The following is a 17,076-nucleotide window of genomic DNA, read 5'->3' on the forward strand; positions in this document are numbered from 1 at the left end:
GGAGAAGACCATGAAAACCAGCGCGGAATGGAAAGCCCTGAGCGAGTCGGTGCCCCTGCACGGACAGGCCTTTATCGGTGGTCAATTCCAGGACGCCGTGTCCGGCGAGACCTTCCCGTCGATCAATCCGGCCACGGAAACCAGGCTGGCGGACATTGCCAGCTGTGATACGGCCGACGTGGACCTGGCCGTCGATGCGGCCCGCAAGGCGTTCGTTTCCGGCGCGTGGTCGGATCTGTCGCCGGGCGACCGCAAGCGGGCCCTGCTGCGCTTCGCGGATCTGGTTGAGCAACATGGCGACGAACTGGCGGTCCTGGACAGCCTGGACATGGGCAAGCCGATCAGCGAGATGGTGGCCATCGACGTGCCGGACTCCATCGATTGCCTGCGCTGGACCGCCGAGTCCATCGACAAGCTGTACGGCGAGATTTCACCCACCGGCAGCGACACGCTGGGTCTGATCAGCCACGAACCGGCAGGTGTGGTCGCCGCCATCACTCCCTGGAATTACCCGCTGATGATGGCCATGTGGAAGATCGCGCCAGCTCTGGCGGCGGGCAATTCGGTCATTCTCAAACCGTCGGAGAAAAGCGCCCTGAGCGTGCTGCGCCTGGCGGAACTGGCCAAAGAGGCAGGCATTCCCGACGGTGTTTTCAACGTGCTGCCCGGGTATGGCCACACGGCCGGCAAGGCGCTGGCACTGCATAACGATGTCAACGTGCTCGCATTCACCGGCTCCAGCCGGGTGGGCGGTCTGTTGATGGAATACGCCGGCCAGTCCAACCTCAAGCGGGTCTGGATCGAGGCGGGCGGCAAGTCACCGATGCTGGTGTTTGATGACTGCGAGGACATCGAGAAGGCCGCCGGCACCGCAGCAGCCGCGATCTTCTCCAACCAGGGCGAAGTCTGCATCGCCTGCTCGCGGCTTTACGTTCAGTCGTCCATCCGGGAGCGTTTCACCGAAGCCCTGTTGGAAGCGGCCAAAGCCTACCAACCCCAGGACCCGCTGGATCCGGAAACCCGTATGGGCGCGCTGGTTGATAAAACCCAGCTGGAAACCGTGGCCCGCTATGTCCAGTCGGCGATCGATGAGGGCGGCCGGGTACTGACCGGCGGCGTCCCCGAGGCGGTGCCGGGGCAGGGCTATTTCGTTCAGCCCACCATCATTGGCGATGCCCACAACGGCATGCGGTTTGTACAGGAAGAAATCTTCGGACCGGTGTTGGCCGTGGGCGAGTTCAGTGACGAGGCCGAAGCGATTCATCTGGCCAACGACAACCGCTACGGCCTGGGTGCCTCCGTCTGGACCGGCAACCTGTCCCGGGCGCACCGCGTCAGCCGGAAAATCCAGAGCGGTATGGTCTGGGTCAACGGTTGGGGTGGCGGTGACAGCACCATGCCGTTCGGCGGGATGAAGGCGTCGGGCTTCGGCCGGGACAAATCCCTGCATGCCCTCGAGAAGTACACGGACATCAAAACCGTCTGGATCAGTCTTTGATCCCGTCGCTCGGTTCCGCTAGGAATTGTCTTCCAGATGGCTCAGGTGATTGATGAACTGAGTGAAGATTTCCGCCTGGGTGGAGGTGTTCAACCGCGCATGGATGTTCTTGCGGTGCACCTTCACCGTGCCGACGCTGATGGTCAGGCGGTCGGCGATCGCCTGGGATGAAAACCCCCGCAGGATCAGGTCGGTGATCTCCCGCTCGCGCTGGGTCAGGACGCCGCTGGCGAAGGTGCGCAGGGCCCGTTTCATGGGCCCGTCCGAGCGTCCATATTGCAGGAATTCCCCGGACTGGGCCTGCCAGAACTGGCGCACCAGCGCACTGATGACCGGATAGAAATCCTGCAGGGCGTTCAGTTCGGTGCGGGAAATGCTTTCGAGCGACGCCCGGCGCCCCAGCGTAATGGCGCAGGTCACCTTGTCATCCAGGCGAATCAGCAGATTGATCTCGTCCACCAGGCCGAAGTTCTGGTAGCAGGTCTGGTAATACTCCGTGCTCTTGAAGGAATCCGGCATGATCTCGGCCAGCCGCACGATGCCGGGTGCCGCACCGTTCTTGATCGCGTGGAACAGCGGGTCGAGCACATAGGCGTGGTTGATGTACTGGCGCAGTGTGTCGCTTTGCTCTTCGGGATCGGATGGGTGGACCAGAATAGGTCGCAGGGACTTCTTGTAGGTCAGCAGCAGGATGGTGTCGAAGAAACACAGGGTCGAGAGGAAGGCCTCCAGCATCGAGGGAAAGCTGCGTAGTCTCTGGTGCTCGATGAGGACCGCCAGGTTCTTCTGCCAGCTCTCATTGGCCTGTATCTGATTAACGCGATCTCTCATCACCATCCTTTTTGTTCTTTCAGCGCACCACGGAATGTCACCCGTTGAAAGCGATGCCCAAGGATGGCTCGCTACGGCACGGGCTTCTTCGAGGATTCTATAAGGCTAAGCCAGTTGGTGGACCGGCACCAGCTCGGTCCACCGCAAGGATCATGCCGCGGACAGGTTGCTGACCCGCTCATAAGTCGTGTCCAGCGCAATACGTAAGCGATCCACCATCTCGTCAATTTCCTCGCGACGGATCACCAGAGGCGGAGAGAGCACAATCCGATTGCCGCAGGCCCGGGCGATCAGACCGGCGGCGGTGCATTCGTCGCGGCAAAGGGTGCCCACATCCTCGTCAAAGAAGGTGCGGGTCTGGCGGTCTTTCACCAGCGCGAGTCCGGCGATCAGACCGATGCCTTCGATGTGACCGCACAGCGGGTGCTCGCCAAGGACGTCCCTGAGGCGAGCCTGCAGGTAAGGGCCCGTATCGGATGCGACGGACTCCATGACACCTTCCTCACGAAGCAACCGGATGTTTTCCAGCGCTACCGCCGCCGCGGCCGGATGGCCGGAATAGGTGAATCCGTGATTGAAGTCGCCGCCGTGTTCAGTCAGAACGTCCGCAATCCGGTCGCCCACGGCGACAGCGGAAATCGGCAGGTAGCCGGAGGACAGGCCCTTGGCCATGGACATGATGTCCGGTTGGAAATCATAGGTCTGGCAACCGAACCACTGCCCCGTGCGGCCGAACCCACAGATCACTTCGTCCGCAACCAGCAGCACGTCGTACTTGCGGCAGATCCGCTGAATCTCGGGCCAGTAGGTGCGGGGCGGCACGATCACGCCGCCGGCGCCCTGGATCGGCTCGCCGATAAAGGCGGCGACGTTGTCCGGACCCACTTCCAGGATTTTTTCCTCAAGTTCTCGGGCGCGCTTCAGGCCGAATTCGTCCTCGGACAGGCCGTCTGCTTCGCCATACCAGTAAGGCTGACCAATGCGGTGAATGCCCGGCAGCATCGGGGCGCACTGACGGTGCATGTGTCCCATGCCGCCCAGGCTGGCGCCGGCCAGGGTGCTGCCGTGATAGGCGTTCTCACGGGCAATCAGCAGCTTGCGATAGCGCTTGCCCTTGAGCGTCCAGTAGTGGCGCACCATTCGGATCACCGTGTCGATGGCTTCCGAACCGGAGTTGGCGAAAAAAACGCGGTTCAGGTCACCCGGCGTGATGTCGGCGATGGCCTCGGCCAGTTGGGTGACCGGCTCGTGGGTGCTCTGGAAGAAGGTGTTGTAGTAGGGCAGCACTTGCATCTGGCTGGACGCGGCATCAATCAGCTCCTGGCGGCCGTAGCCGATATTCACGCACCACAGGCCCGCCATGCCGTCGATCAGTTGGTTGTTATCCGAATCCCAGACGTAGACGCCGTCGGCACGGGTAATCACCCGGGCTCCTTTTCGGTTCAGGGCCTGGGTATCGGTAAAGGGGTGCAGGTGGTAGCGGGCGTCCAATTCGCGCACCGCGTTTCCGGACGTTGGGTTTGTTGTTGTGTACGGCATGACAGCCTCCAGAGGGGTGAAAGTGCTCGCAGCGTTATTTCGGACGCGGCGGGGTCAGGGTCCAGGTTAACCATAGGGAATGTCGTGATTGGGGGGATATACCCCTAAGGGTATATGTGTCCGGGAGGGTAAAACGGCGGCATGAACGGCCTCACATACCCCCCGGGTGATAGATACACGCCACTGGCGATGGGATATCGTGAAGGTCTGACTTTCGAAAAAGCGTTCAAGAGTGAAGCGTATGACCATTAACAAGAATCAGGACAAGCACCGTGACCTGGACCTGTTTATTACGGACCTGAACGGCAATCTACGCGGAAAACGCATGCCCGCCAGCGGACTGAAAAAGGCGCGCAAGGAAGGGCTCAAACTGCCTCGTTCCGTGGTTGGCTTCGATTTCTGGGGGGCCGACGTGCTGGAAAACGGGCTGGTCTTTGAAACCGGCGACAGCGATGGCGTTTGCATGCCCGTCACGGAAGATCCGATACCCGTACCCTGGTCGGAAGCACCCCGGGACCAGATGCTGGCCATGATGTTCAACCCGGACGGCTCACCGTTTGAAGCCGATCCACGCCAGGTGCTCAAGCGCATGGTGGATCGCTTTGCTGAACAGGGCCTGACTCCGGTCATGGCCACCGAGCTTGAGTTTTATCTCATGGATGCTGAATCCGAAAGCACCCAGCGCCCGATTCCGCCAGCGCTGGCGGACGGTAAGGGCCGGCGCCTGTCGAACACCGAAGGCTACGCCGTTGAAGAGATGGACGGGTTCGAGGCGTTCTTCGCTGATGTCCGGGCAGCCTGCCAGGCACAGGGCATTGGCGCGGACACCATCATTGCCGAAATGGGCCCCGGCCAGTTCGAGGTGAACCTCAACCACGTAGCCGATCCGTTGAACGCCGGCGATCAGGCGATCCTGTTCAAGCGCCTGGTGCGCGGTGTGTCGCGTCGCCATGGCTATTCCGCCACCTTCATGGCGAAGCCCTATGCCGAGGAAAGCGGCAACGGTTTCCACGTGCATTTCAGCCTGCTGGACGAGGACGGCAACAACGTCTTCGACAACGGCACGGACGCGGGCAGCGAACTGCTGCGCCACGCTGTCGCCGGCCTCATGCAACTGATGCCTGAAAGCATGCTGGTATTTGCGCCACACCTGAATTCCTATCGCCGCTTCATGCCCGGCGCCTATGCCCCGACGCACGCCAGTTGGGGCTACGAGAACCGGACTGTCGCGATACGTGTACCGGAAAGCCCCAACGTCGCGCGGCGGATCGAACACCGCGTGTCGGGTGCCGATGCCAACCCGTATCTGGTGCTGGCCTCCGTGCTGGCAGGCGCACTTTACGGCATGGATAACAAGCTCGAGCCCAACGCACCGGTCGAAGGCGACGCCTACGCCGAAGAGAACCCGGAATACCCGCTGCCCTGTGAATGGCAGGACGCGACCAATCGTTTCGACCAGAGCGAGATTCTGCGCGAATACCTCGGCGAGGAATTTGTCCGCGTTTACGCGGAAGCCAAGCGCCAGGAGCGTCGTCGCTTGAACGAACGCATTTCCGATGTGGAGTACGAGGCCTACCTGGGCCTGCTCTGAATTTTTTATCCAGACAGCGCGTGCGCCTGATCCGCACGCCAGGAGTACCCAATGAGTCTGAGAATCGGCATCCTAGCCACGGGCATCACCCCGGATGACCTGCTCGAAAAGCACGGCTCCTACGCCGACATGTTCGTAAAACTGTTCGGTCAGGCCGGCTACGATTTTACCTTCACCACCTACGATGTCCGGGACGACCTTTTCCCGGGCGCCGCGGATGCGCACGACGCCTGGATCATTACCGGTTCCAAATCCAACGTGTACGAAAAAACACCGTGGATGATGCGCCTGAAAGACCTGATCCTCGAGATTTACGATACCGGCCGTCCGATGGTCGGCATCTGCTTCGGTCATCAGATTGTGGCGGAAGCGTTTGGCGCCGACGTGAACAGGTATCCGGACGGTTGGGGTGTTGGCCTGCACACCTATCAACTTGAAAAAGACGTGCCGGAGCTGGACGGTCTTGGCGGGCAATTCACATTGAGCGCCGTGCACCAGGACCAGGTGCTCAGCAAGCCCAAGCAGGCCGAGGTGATTGCCTATTCCTCCTTCTGCCCGTTTGCGGCGCTGCAGTACGACAACCGCATCCTGACGTTGCAGGCGCATCCGGAATTCAACGTCGAGTTTGAAACCCAGTTGCTGTTGTCGCGTCGCGACGACCCGATCCCGCCGAATGCGGCTGACGAGGCGCTGGTGGGGCTGAATGACGAGTCCGCCCACACCGATTCGCTTCAGGTGGCTCATTGGATGGCGTCGTTCCTTCAGCAGGGCGCCCAGCGTTAAGTCTCTTTTCAATTCATAGCTTGTCTCCACTTCGACCGGCCTTTTGGGCCGGTCTTTTTTTGTCTGCTGCATCCTGGGTCGTTCACGAATTGAATCATCTTGGGCGTCACTATCCTGGGGCCCTTCTGGGCCCTCCGAAGCTAAAGCGTCGGCTACATTGAAGCAGCCACTCGAGCATGTAGCAGATGCTTTAGCTTCTGAGGCGCCGAAGGTGCCCGTTTTTGGATGCACCTGCGTTGCCGACAGCCCCCTTCGAAGCCGAGGAAGTATTCCAAAAGTTGCCGGTTTGCACAGGGATACTCCCTCTCTCCCGCCCAGGGGAGAGAGGCTTCAAACCGCCACTACTTGCACACCCTCTCAGGCGACGTGAGCGACGGCGTCCGTTGGGCTTGGACTCAGAGAGCCTGATCGCCCGCCGCACCATAGGAATCATCCGGAACACCCTTCAGCCAGACACAAAAAAGCCGGGCGAGGCGCGAAGGCCTGGCCCGGCGATCAAGTGCGATATGTCAGGCGATGGCGTAACCCATCACCAGGAAGGACACAAACGCCAGGCTCGCGCCAATCATGGCGTACGGGATCTGTGTCAGACCGTGCTGCATCGGTGTGCATCCCGAACCGGTGGATGACAGCACCGTAGAGTCACTGAAGAAGCAGGCGTGGCTACCGAAAGCCGAGGCAGAGAGCAGGGCGCCCACGGTCAGCGGCATGGACATGTCCATGGCATGGGCCATCGGGATCACGATCGGCAGGGACACCACAAACACACCCCAGCTGGAGCCCGTGGAGAAGACAACGGCCGCCATCGTCGCGAAGACCAGGGCCGGCAGCAGTTCCGGTGACAGGTATGGCGTGATGGTGTCGATGATGTAGGTGGTCATGCCCAGCTCATCGTTGATGGCCTTGACCATAAAGCCGGCGCACACGACGGCGATCGGATGCAGCATGACCTTGAAACCGTCCAGCATGGAATCGGTCAGCTCGCCGAAGGTCATCAGGCGTTGCCAGAAGTACAGCACCATGGTGAAGATGGACGCCACCAGGGCACCCAGCAGCAGATCGATGTCGTAGTAGACGCTGGCGATGATCAGCACGGCCATCGGCAGCAGGAAATTCATCAGGCCCACAGTCGTCGAAGTGCGACGGACGTTGCTGGTATCAAAACCCAGATCTTCGACGCCATCGGGAATCGGTTGGCCTTTACTGGCGCGTTCCTCGGCCTTCTTCATCGGGCCGAAGTCCTTGAGGATGCCCATGGCGACCAGGAAAACGACGATCAAAGCGGCCCAGCCATAGGCCATGTAGGGAATCGATTCGATGTAGAGCGCCATGCCCTGGCCGTCAGCGGCCGCGCCGTTCTCTTCCAGCAGCGCGCCAAAGTAAACCGCCCAGGTGGAAATCGGAACCAGGATGCAGACCGGTGCGGCAGTGGAATCCACCAGGAACGCCAGTTTCTCACGGGAAATCTTGAAGCGGTCCGTCAGCGTCTTCATGGACGCGGACACCGCCAGGGAATTCAGGTAGTCGTCGATAAAGACCGCCAGACCCAGGAATGACGTGGTCAGCATCGTGCCGCGCTTGGTCTTGATGCGCTTGGCCAGCATGTCGCCGAAACTCAGTACGCTGCCGCCGCGCTCCAGCATGTTGATCAGCCCACCCATCATGCCGCAGACCAGCACAATCCAGGCGATGGTCTCGTTCTGGACCACGTTCATCGACAAGTCGCCCAAGCTGCTGAACAGGTTGGTGGGGTCGATCAGGAGGGAGCCGGCGATGATACCGGCGAAGATGGATTCCAGGGGGCGTTTGGTTTTGACGGCGACGAGAACAATCAACAGGGACGGCAGCAAACTCAAAACACCGTATGAATCGCCTTCGACATGCCAGGTGGACATATAAGCGAAGGCGGCCAGGATGGCGCCGTAGCCGACTATGGAATAGAACGTTTTCTGACCGGGGCTGTCCGTCAAGCCGTCATCCCCCGGTGTGATCCCGCTTTGGGTACGCATCGTGTCATCAGTCATTATATTACCCGTCTCTTGCTTTTTTATGGAGCCGCGATGAGAGCCGTCACCGCGGGGTTTATGGCAATTCGATTTCACCGGGTCAGCGCCTTTGCACCACGGTTTTTGTTATGGAGCCTCTGACGGAGTCCTGAGTGCGCAGAGACGCTTCAGGCGTTCATCAGCGGGGCCTCATCAGCAGGAGAAATCAAAAGCCGAGCTGGTCGCGCAGGTTGTAGAACCAGGCGCCCATGGCGGTCAGCGGGATTCGCATCGCCCGACCGCCGGGGAATTTGTACTGGGGCAGGCCGGCGAAAATATCGAACCGCTCCGCCTGGCCCTGGATCGCGTCACTGATCACCTTGCCCGCCAGGTGCGTGCAGGTGATGCCGTGGCCGCTGTAGCCTTGCGCGTAATAGACGTTGCTGCCGATGCGGCCGAACTGGGGCAGGCGCATCAGCGTCAACAGGAAATTGCCGGTCCAGGCGTAATCCACATTCACGTTCTTCAGCTCCGGGAACGTCTTGAGCATCTTCGGAACGATCAGGGATTCGACCTTGCCCGGCTCACGAGCACCGTAGGTGACGCCGCCGCCGTAGATCAGCCGGCCATCGCCGGACAGGCGGAAGTAGTCGAGGAGGTAGTTGCAGTCCTCGACGCAGTTGTCTTTCGGGAGCAGGCGCTTCTGGACGGCTTCCGGCAGCCGCTCCGTGGTGATGATCTGGGTGCCGCACGGAATTGCCTTGGACTCCAGCTCGGGCAGCAGACCGTTGAGGTAGGCGTTGCCGGCCACCAGCACGTAGTCGGCTTCCACACAGCCTTCCTCGGTGTGCACCACCGGCTTGTCACCCTCACGAATCCGCAGGGCCGGGGAGTTCTCGTAGATGGTGCCGCCCAGGGATTCGACGGCCGCCGCTTCGCCCAGTACCAGGTTCAACGGATGAAAATGCCCGCCGCTATGGTCAATCAGGCCGCCGGTGTAACGATCGGAGCCGATGTGCTCGCGAATGGCGTTCTGGTCCAGCAGTTCGAGTTGTTCGTGACCGTGGGCCTCCCACAGCTTTTTCTTTTCGACCAGTTCATCGAACTGTTTGCCATTGCAGGCCGCGAAAATACCGCCTTCTTTCAGGTCGCATTGAATGTTGTAGTCTTTGACGAAACGGCGCAGGATGCGGCCGCCTTCGAAGGCCATCCGGCCCATTTCCGCGCCGACTTTTTCACCGTAGTTGCGTTCGATGAAGTCGATGTCGCGGCTGTAGCTGTTGACGATCTGCCCGCCGTTGCGGCCGGAAGCGCCGAATCCGATACGGCTGCCTTCCAGCACCACCACCTTGTAGCCTTTCTCGGCCATATGCAGGGCCGTGGACATGCCGGTAAAGCCGGCGCCGATAACGCAGATGTCCGCCTTGATGTGACCCTGCAGGGTCGGGCGAACGGTCTTGTCGTTCGCGGACGCCGCGTAGTAGGAGTTGGTATGTGACGTTGTAAGCACGGTGTTGCTCCCGAAAACATCGTTGAATCTTGACCGGCTGTTCTGACGGCTCGCCGGTTCAGTGTTGGCTTGGATACAACGTTACGGAGAAGTGACAATCCCGTGATATACCCCCCTGGGTATATTTTGGGAGAGCAACGAATGCAGGAGTGAACCAGCGTGGCGCAGGGAGGTGCGTTCATGCGCAAAAGCCGTGCGCGCAAGGGCTGCCAGGGAGGTGAGCAGAGATTGAACAGGGGATGTGCCGACTGTTTTTCGGCGATGGCGTCTTGCTGGGAGGGATAAAAAAGGCCGGCGCCGAAGCGCCGGCGGAAGGATTAACTCAGGGCCGCGAAAGCCTCATCCAGGCGATCCATGCCTTCGTCAATCAGATCGTCACTGATGGTCAGTGCCGGCAGGAAACGAATAACGTTGCCGCGAATGCCGCAGGACAGCAGGATCAACCCATGCTGGCGGGCTTCGCCGATCAGGGCCTTGGTCAATTCGGCGTCGGGCTTGCTGGCATCGCCATCCACCACCAGCTCCATCGCGATCATGGCGCCCAGGTTGCGGACCTCGCCAATGCGCTGCGGGAAGCGACTCTGGAGCTGCTTCAGGCGACCGGTCATGCGTTCGCCAATGGCGACCGCACGTTCGATCAGGTTCTCTTCCTTGATCACGTCCAGCACCGCCAGGCCGGCGGCACAGCCGATGGGGGAGCCGCCGTAGGTGCCACCCAGTGCGCCTGGGCCAGGCTGATCCATGATCTCCGCCTTGCCGACGACGGCGGCGATCGGGAAGCCGCCGGCAATGCCCTTGGCCATGGTCATCAGGTCCGGTTCGATGCCGGCGTATTCCGTCGCAAACATTCGGCCGGTGCGGGCGAAGCCGGTCTGGATCTCGTCGGCAATCAGCAGGATGCCGTGCTGGTCACACAGGGTGCGCAGCGCCTGTATGAAAGCCGTCGGAGCGGCATAGAAACCGCCTTCGCCCTGGACCGGTTCAATGATGATCGCCGCAACGCGGTTCGGCTCGATATCACAAGTGAACAGGTCGTCCAGCGCCGCCAGTGAATCGGCCATCGAGATGCCGTGGTAGGCGTTCGGGTAGGGCGCATGGAAAATCTCACCCGGGAAGGGGCCGAAGCCGGCCTTGTAGGGCTTGACCTTACCGGTCAGCCCCATGGTCATGTTGGTCCGGCCGTGGAAGCCGCCATTGAAGGCGATGACGCCGGGCCGACCGGTGTAGGAACGGGCGATTTTCACGCAGTTCTCCACCGCCTCGGCGCCGGTGGTCACGAAGATGCTTTTCTTCGGCGTGTCGCCCGGCGCCGCCGCGTTGAGCTTCTCGGACAGATCCACGGCCGACTCGTAGGGCGTTACCATCAGACAGGTGTGGCTGAAGCGCTCCACCTGGGCCTGAACCGCGGCCCGGATCTTCGGGTGATTATGACCGGTATTGTTGACGGCAATACCCGCGCCGAAGTCGATGAAGCGGTTGCCTTCGACATCCCAGATTTCCGCGTTCAACGCCTTGTCGACGTAGACCGGATGCAGGGCACCCTGGCCCTGGGCCATGGCCTGGGCGCGGCGATCGTGCAGGGATTGGTTGGACATAGCGTGTGTCTCCTTCAATAACCGGGCTCAGCGGATGCCGCCCATACACAGGTATTTGATTTCTACAAAGTCATCGATGCCGTAGCGCGAACCTTCGCGGCCGATGCCGGATTCCTTGATGCCACCGAACGGTGCCAGTTCGGTGGAGATCAGCCCTTCGTTAATGCCGACCATGCCGTACTCCAGGGCTTCGGCCACGCGCCAGACCCGGCCGATGTCACGGCTGTAGAAGTAGGCCGCCAGCCCGAACGGCGTGTCGTTGGCCAGCGCCACCGCTTCGTCTTCATCGGTAAAGCGGAAAACGGTTGCCACCGGGCCAAAGATTTCTTCCTGTGCAATCCGCATGGACGGCGTGACGCCGGTCACCACGGTCGGCGGATAGAAATTCGGGTTGTCCGGGGTGTTGGGATCCTGCTGGGTGATCTTCGCGCCTGCGGAAAGGGCGTCGTCCACCAGGCCCCGGACCTTGGCAACGGCCTTGTCGTTGATCAGCGGGCCAATCGTGATGCCGTCACCAAAGCCATCACCGACTTTCAGCTGGCGAACCGCCGCGTTGAGCTTTTCAACGAACACATCGTGAATGCCGTCCTGAACCAGGATTCGATTGGTGCAGACGCAGGTTTGCCCGGCGTTGCGGAACTTGGACGCGATCAGCCCGGCAACGGCGGCGTCCGCATCGGCATCGTCAAAGACGATGAAGGGCGCGTTGCCCCCCAGCTCCAGGGACACCTTTTTGACCGTATCCGCGCACTGGCGCATCAACAGCTTGCCCACCGGGGTCGAGCCGGTGAACGACAGCTTGCGAACACGGCTGTCCTCGCACAGCACGCGGCCGACTTCCGGCGCCTGCAGCGTGGGCACGATATTGATGACTCCGGCGGGGATACCGGCCTGGTGACTCAGTTCGGCCAGGGCCAGGGCACTCAATGGCGTGTCCTCGCCCGGTTTGATGACCACCGTGCAGCCGGCGGCCAGGGCCGGCGCCACTTTGCGGGTGATCATCGCAATGGGGAAGTTCCAGGGTGTGATGGCCGCGACGATACCGATCGGCTGTTTGATGGTGACCAGTCGCTTGTCATCGCCATGGGCCGGAATGACATCGCCGTAGATGCGCTTCGCTTCCTCGGCGAACCACTCCACGAACGACGCCCCGTAGGCGACTTCACCGCGGGCTTCGGCAAACGGCTTGCCCTGCTCGGTGGTCATGATCCGGGCCAGGTCGTCCTGGTGCGCCATGATCAGATCGAACCAGCGGCGTAGGTGGGCGGCGCGTTGTTTGGCGGTCAGAGCCTGCCAGGGCTTGAGGGCGGCGTCGGCGGCATCAATGGCCGTTGTTGTCTCGACGGCGCCCAGGTCCGGCACGTCGGCGATCTTGTCGCCCGTGCTGGGGTTGAACACCGGAAACGTGTGGTTTTTGGTCGCGTTGACCCACTGGCCGTTGATGTAGGCCTGCTGGCGGAACAGGTCCTGATGATCCAGTTTCAGCGTCATAACAGTGTCCCATCGGTTTGGCGAGCTGCCTGAGCTCACGGATTTATGGCAATGGGGAGATGGTAATCCGGCGTGTTTGTGTGATAAATAAGTATGTTTCGATCTATACGTTGAGAACTGTCAAACAATGAAGAAGGATCTGAAGGTCAAGCTGGGGCAGGTCGGGGATTACGAGATCCGGCTGCTCAAGGTGTTCGAGGCGGTTGTCGAGTGCGGTGGCTTCGCGGCAGCCGAGAGCGAGCTGAGTATTGGGCGGTCGACCATCAGCATCCACATCGCCAACCTGGAGGAACGACTCGATCTCAAACTATGTCGCAGAGGGCGGGGCGGCTTTTCGCTGACCGAGGAGGGGATCGAAGTCTACGAGTTGATGAAGGGACTGTTCTCGGCCCTGGAAAGCTTCCGTTCGGGCGTCAACGCGCTGCACGTCTCGTTGACGGGCGAGCTGAGAATCATCGCCAGCGACGCCATTTGCATGGACCCGCAGTCACGCCTGCCGGAAACCATTGCCCGTTTTTCGGAGACCGCGCCGGATGTGAACGTGTTGCTGGATGTCAAAGCCCTGAACGACATCGAGCGCATGATCCTCAACGACGAAGCGGACATCGGTTTTATCCCGCTGCACCGACAGCTCTCGGGTCTGGATTATCAAACCCTGTACGTGGATCAATGCCACTTGTACTGCAGCCGTACCCACCCCCTGTTCGATGCGGCTCCGTCTCATGACCTGCTGGATCGGGTGTTGGGCAGCAAGGTGGTACACGCAGGTATTCACACCAGCCCCGAAGTGGGGGCGCAGTTGGCGGACATGAACAAGGCCGCGATTTCGTATTTCTATGAGGCGCGCCTCGCCATGATTCTCTCCGGCGCCTACATCGGGTTTATGCCGGACAGCTACGTCGAGCGACAGGTGGCGGATGGGGAGCTGCAGGCGCTGGTGCCGGACACCAAACACTATGCGCTGGAAGTGACGGCCATTACCCGGTCCCACGGCCGGGCCAATCGGGCGCGGGATCTGTTCATGGAGCTGCTGGAACGCCCCTGAGCCGGGACGTTCCAGTCTGTTTGGCGAGGGCTATTTCACGCCTGCGGGCGCTTCCTCGGTTGCTTCACTTTCAATGGCAATAGCGTTCTTGGGCGGAATAAAGCTCATGGCCCGTTCCGCCAATGCGGTAATGGTCAGGCTGGGATTGACCCCCAGGTTGGCCGAGAGCATCGAGCCGTCCACGATATACAGATTCTTGTAGTTGAACACCCGGTTCTGCGCATCGATCACGCCTTTATCCGGGCTGTCCGCCATGGCGCAACCGCCCATACAGTGGGCCGTCATAGGAACGTTGAAGCTGATTTCAGAGAACGAACTCAGGCCCACGCCGCCGGTGGCTTCGGCTGCCTTCCGGGTAAAGTCGTTGGCTTCGGGGATAAAGGTCGGGATGCGATCGCCGTGGCTGGTCAGCGTCTTGGAGAAGGGCCAGTACCAGGGCCGCTTCCAGCGCATGTTGATGTGCCCTTCGATGGTCTGCATGACCAGGAAAATCACCGTTTCACGGGAAAACCGCCAGGGCAGCAGGCTGCGGAAGCCGGCCACGGGGCGCTTGACCAACAGGCGCAGTACCGCGCCCAGCCAGTAGAGAATGCGGACCGGCCCCGGACGGCCGCCGGTCAATACCGTCAGCAGGCTGCTCAGCAGATTGGACCCGTCCGGGTAACGCACCGCCTCGATGTGGGTGTGCTGGTCGATGTAGATACCGGAGCCGATGGCGATGCCTTTGGACAGGTCTTCCTTGGTGCCGGGATAACGCACGCCGAGGATGGATTCGGAGTTGGTGCGGACCCGGTTGCCCAGATCGTCGGAGATATTCGGCAGCGAGCCTTTGTCCTTCAGCTTGAACAGCAGTTCCTGGGTGCCCAGTGACGACCCGGATACGATGACCTGTTGTGCGGTGATACGTGTTTCCGGTTTGTGGCCACGGGCGAACGTGGGCACCGTGATCACTTCGTACCCGTCCGCGCCGTCCGTGCTGCCCAGGGGTTTGACGTCCACCACCTGCGTTTCGGCGCGGACTTCAGCGCCACGACGCTCAGCCAAGTAGAGATAGTTCTTGTCCAGCGTGTTCTTGGCGTTGTAGGGACAGCCCACCATGCAGCCGCCACAGGCGATGCAGGAATTGCGGGCGGGGCCTTCGCCGCCGAAGTAGGGATCCGGATATTCGGTACCCTGGGCATCGTTGTCATCCCCGAAAAACACCCCCACGTCGGTGTAGTAGAAGCTGTCTTCCACGCCGGCGACCCGGGCCATGTCCCGGAGTTTTTCGTCTGCCAGTGCCGGGCGCCGGTTACGGGTGACGCCCAGCATTTGTTTCGCCCGGGCGTAGTGCTCCGGCATGACCTCTTCCCAGTTATCGAGACCGGCCCAATTGCCCTCGCGCCAGACCGAATTCGGCGGTACCAGCAGGGTCTGAGCGTAGGTGATGGAGCCGCCGCCTACGGCATTGCCGTGCAGGATCATGACGTGGCGGAACAGACGAAGGCTCAGGAAACCCTTGAGGCCGGCCACCGGGCGCCACAGATAATCCCAGAACTTCCAGCTGGTCTTGGGGAGGTTTTCCGGCGTCCAGCGCCGGCCCTGTTCAACCACCAGCACGCGATAGCCTTTCTCGCTCAGGCGACAGGCGCTGACGCTGCCACCGAAGCCTGACCCAATGATGATGAAGTCGTAGTCGTAGTTATTATTCATGTCTCTCTCACTGTTCTGTCAGTGGCTTACCGTGCAGGTCTGGGATACAGCTCATAATCCTGCAGGTCCAGCTTGCGGGTCATCAGTCGGTAGCTGAACGTAAAACCGGGCCAGTTGACGGTATTCTTGCCGGAGGCCGTCTTGTACCAGGAGTTGCACCCGGCCTCCCAGACACTGTGGGTCAGCGCTCTCTGGACACCCTCATTATAGGTTTGCTGACGCTGGGCTTTGACGTCCATGAAGTGTAGGCCGGGATCCTTGAGCCTGTTCACGCACTGCATCACATAATGAATCTGGGACTCGAGCATGAACACGATGGAACTGTGCGCCAGGTTCGTGTTGGGGCCATACAGCATGAACAGGTTGGGGAAACCGGCCACGCTGATGCCCTTGTAGGCTTCGGCGCCCTCTCGCCAGGCGTCGTTCAGGTCCAACCCGTCCAGACCGGTGATGGTTATGGGTGTGAGGAAGTCCGTGGCCTTGAAGCCCGTTCCGAAAATCAGGGTGTCGACCGGGTGCCGGCTGCCGTCTTTCGTGACGACCGCATCGGATTCAACGCGATCGATGGGATCCGTCATCAGCTCAAGGTGATCCTGGTCAATGGCCGGATACCAGTCGTTGGAGATCAGGATCCGTTTGCAGCCGATGGGGTAATCCGGAATCAGGTTCTTCCGCTTCTCCGGATCCCGCACCCGCCGGCGCACTTCGCGCTTTGCGAGCCATTTGAAGGCGTTCAGCAGGAAGCCGAAACGGGTAAAACCGAGGGCCCGGCTTTCATTGCGCCAATAGATCAGGTTGCGGTAGCTGCGGTCGACCAGAGGAAAGTGGCCGAAGAGCCACTGTTCAAGTCCGGTGAAGGGCCGATCCGGCTTGGGCAGGACCCAGGCGCCGGACCGCTGGAACAGTTTGAGGGAGGTCACCTTCGAGATAATTTGCGGCACGAACTGGATGGCGCTGGCGCCGGTGCCGATCACCGCGACCCGCTTGCCAGTGAGGTCGTAGTCGTGATCCCAGCGGGCCGAGTGGAAGACTTTTCCCTGAAAACGATCGATGCCTTCAATGCTCGGCATCGCCGGCTGGTTCAACTGACCGCAGGCGGTAATCAGCACCTGAGCGGAAATGGATTCGCCGCCGGCGGTTTCGATGGTCCAGGTACCGGATGTCTTGTCGAACTGTGCGTCGGTGACTTCGGTGTTAAAGCGGATATGATCCCGCAAGCCGTACTTGCTGGCGCAATGCTCGAGGTAGGCCCGGATCTCCGGCTGAAGCCCGAATTTGCGGGTCCAGTCGCTTTTGGGTTCGAAAGAAAAGGAGTACAGGTGAGATTGCACATCACATGCAGCACCGGGGTAGGTGTTGTCTCGCCAGGTGCCGCCGACGCTGCCCGCTTTTTCCAGCAGTGTCACGTTCTCGATACCGGCTTTCTTGAGTTGGATGGCCATCCCCAGGCCGCCGAATCCCGTACCGACAATCACGATATGTGGCGTGGTGTCGCCCATGCGTCTCGTTCCTCAAT

At 60.8% G+C, this 17,076-nt stretch carries 12 protein-coding genes; 4 read left to right on the forward strand and 8 right to left on the reverse strand.

The window, feature by feature from the left end; translation table 11 throughout:
* Positions 1 to 10: 10 nt before the first annotated feature.
* Positions 11 to 1,498, forward strand: coding sequence for an aldehyde dehydrogenase (locus tag JL474_RS03500; protein ID WP_203140928.1), 1,488 nt, complete (start codon positions 11 to 13; stop codon positions 1,496 to 1,498).
* A gap of 18 nt (positions 1,499 to 1,516) precedes the next feature.
* Here the strand turns inward: JL474_RS03500 and JL474_RS03505 are convergent, their stop codons facing one another.
* Complete coding sequence (locus tag JL474_RS03505) at positions 1,517 to 2,329, reverse strand: response regulator transcription factor (protein ID WP_123634719.1); 813 nt, start codon at positions 2,327 to 2,329, stop codon at positions 1,517 to 1,519.
* Positions 2,330 to 2,479: 150 nt separating this feature from the next.
* On the reverse strand, positions 2,480 to 3,868 hold the full coding sequence (locus tag JL474_RS03510; protein ID WP_203140929.1) for an aspartate aminotransferase family protein: 1,389 nt from the start codon (positions 3,866 to 3,868) through the stop codon (positions 2,480 to 2,482).
* Between the two features lie 241 nt (positions 3,869 to 4,109).
* On the opposite strand from JL474_RS03510, the gene JL474_RS03515 reads away from it, so the two are divergent.
* Both JL474_RS03515 and JL474_RS03520 read left to right on the forward strand, forming a co-directional pair.
* On the forward strand, positions 4,110 to 5,459 hold the full coding sequence (locus JL474_RS03515) for a glutamine synthetase family protein (protein WP_203140930.1): 1,350 nt from the start codon (positions 4,110 to 4,112) through the stop codon (positions 5,457 to 5,459).
* 51 nt (positions 5,460 to 5,510) lie between these two features.
* Positions 5,511 to 6,242: a glutamine amidotransferase-related protein gene (locus JL474_RS03520; protein WP_203140931.1), complete on the forward strand. Its 732-nt coding sequence runs from the start codon at positions 5,511 to 5,513 to the stop codon at positions 6,240 to 6,242.
* 509 nt (positions 6,243 to 6,751) lie between these two features.
* Here JL474_RS03520 and JL474_RS03525 read toward each other — a convergent pair.
* The 4 genes from JL474_RS03525 to JL474_RS03540 all read right to left on the reverse strand — a co-directional run bounded on the left by JL474_RS03525 (position 6,752) and on the right by JL474_RS03540 (position 12,823).
* Positions 6,752 to 8,266: a Na+/H+ antiporter NhaC family protein gene (locus tag JL474_RS03525; RefSeq protein WP_236011972.1), complete on the reverse strand. Its 1,515-nt coding sequence runs from the start codon at positions 8,264 to 8,266 to the stop codon at positions 6,752 to 6,754.
* A gap of 187 nt (positions 8,267 to 8,453) precedes the next feature.
* Entirely contained in the window at positions 8,454 to 9,737 is a 1,284-nt protein-coding gene (locus JL474_RS03530) for an NAD(P)/FAD-dependent oxidoreductase (RefSeq protein ID WP_123634715.1), read from the reverse strand.
* Between the two features lie 317 nt (positions 9,738 to 10,054).
* Complete coding sequence (gene gabT / locus JL474_RS03535) at positions 10,055 to 11,332, reverse strand: 4-aminobutyrate--2-oxoglutarate transaminase (RefSeq protein ID WP_203140932.1); 1,278 nt, start codon at positions 11,330 to 11,332, stop codon at positions 10,055 to 10,057.
* A 27-nt stretch (positions 11,333 to 11,359) separates the two neighbouring features.
* Positions 11,360 to 12,823 (reverse strand): NAD-dependent succinate-semialdehyde dehydrogenase, encoded by a 1,464-nt coding sequence (locus JL474_RS03540; RefSeq protein WP_203140933.1) that lies wholly within the window; start codon positions 12,821 to 12,823, stop codon positions 11,360 to 11,362.
* A gap of 127 nt (positions 12,824 to 12,950) precedes the next feature.
* Between JL474_RS03540 and JL474_RS03545 the strand changes: the two genes are divergently transcribed.
* The gene (locus JL474_RS03545) at positions 12,951 to 13,868 is read left to right on the forward strand and encodes a LysR family transcriptional regulator (RefSeq protein ID WP_203140934.1); all 918 of its coding nucleotides are present in this window, start codon (positions 12,951 to 12,953) and stop codon (positions 13,866 to 13,868) included.
* A 30-nt stretch (positions 13,869 to 13,898) separates the two neighbouring features.
* Here the strand turns inward: JL474_RS03545 and JL474_RS03550 are convergent, their stop codons facing one another.
* Entirely contained in the window at positions 13,899 to 15,560 is a 1,662-nt protein-coding gene (locus JL474_RS03550; RefSeq protein ID WP_203140935.1) for a GMC oxidoreductase, read from the reverse strand.
* A gap of 26 nt (positions 15,561 to 15,586) precedes the next feature.
* Positions 15,587 to 17,059 (reverse strand): flavin-containing monooxygenase, encoded by a 1,473-nt coding sequence (locus JL474_RS03555; protein WP_203140936.1) that lies wholly within the window; start codon positions 17,057 to 17,059, stop codon positions 15,587 to 15,589.
* Positions 17,060 to 17,076: the final 17 nt, after the last annotated feature.

The sequence above is a fragment of the Marinobacter mangrovi genome (assembly GCF_016798325.1).
GTDB classification, from domain to species: Bacteria; Pseudomonadota; Gammaproteobacteria; order Pseudomonadales; family Oleiphilaceae; genus Marinobacter_A; species Marinobacter_A mangrovi.